A 1092-nucleotide genomic window follows, 5' to 3' on the forward strand; every position below is an offset into this window, starting at 1 on the left:
GAACAGCGTGGGCAGGGTACTGACGCGGAAATCGATGGACTTGCTGCCGAACTTCAGCTTCATGCGCCCGTCCTGGGGCACTCGCTTCTCGGAGATGTCCAGGCGCGAAATCACCTTGATGCGCGAGGCCAGCTTGTCCTTGATCGCAATGGGCGGTTGCGTGATCTCGCGCAACTCGCCGTCGACGCGAAAGCGCACGCGGTAGTGGAATTCGTAGGGTTCGAAATGCAAGTCCGAGGCGCGCAGATTGATCGCGTCGACCAGCATCTTCTGCAGGAAGCGGACGACGGGTGCGTCCTCGACGTCTGCCAGTTCGGCAGCCTCCTGCTGCGGCGTCGCATCCTCTTCGGCGATGTCGAAGTCGAAGTCGCCGCCAGCGATGCTCTCCAGCGATTCCGTCGCGCTTGCGCCGGTGCTGGCCAGCATCTTGGCCAGCTTGTCATGCTCGACGATGACCCATTCCGGCTGCAGCTGGGTCGCGAACTTGATGCGTTCAATGACCTCGAGATCCGTGGGATCGGCGCCGCCGACGAAAAGGCGATTGCCGCGCCGCGACAGGGCCACGACCTGGTACTGCTGGGCCAGCTTCGCGTCGATGACGTTCTGCGGCATGCGCTGCGGGTCCATCGCCGACAGATCCAGCAGCGGCAAGGCCAGAGCACTGGACAAGGTGTGCGCCAGATCGACTGGCGAAACCAGGCCGCTTGCGATCACCGCGTTGACGAAACTGGCCTTCTTTTCCCTCGCCTGTTTGACGAGATCTTCGGCGGCCTTGGCCTGGAGCTTGCCGGCGTGCACCAGCATGCGCGCCACCCCCGACAGGGAAGACTGAAGCGGCTCGGCGAGCGTGGTTTCCACAGGCAGTTGCGTCAACGACGGAAAGAGCGAAGTCTGCCAATTGTGCCAGTCGGTAGCCGGGCGCGAGGCAAACGAATTCCAGGGATAACGTCAGGATTTCAGGGTTGCCGGTACTGTGGCCCGGTCGATTTGCGGACCCTCATCCCGAGGGCGAAGACTTGGTCGGGGTGAGAGGATTCGAACCTCCGGCCTCTACGTCCCGAACGTAGCGCTCTACCAGGCTAAGCTACACCC

General features: G+C 62.7%; 1 protein-coding gene. It reads right to left on the reverse strand.

The features are described from left to right. The coding region (locus AC1DU6_RS32305) for an ATPase, T2SS/T4P/T4SS family (protein ID WP_477862311.1) at positions 1-804 on the reverse strand (804 nt) is incomplete at its 3' end. Positions 805-1092: the final 288 nt, after the last annotated feature.

Source organism: Roseateles sp. P5_B10 (genome assembly GCF_056400485.1).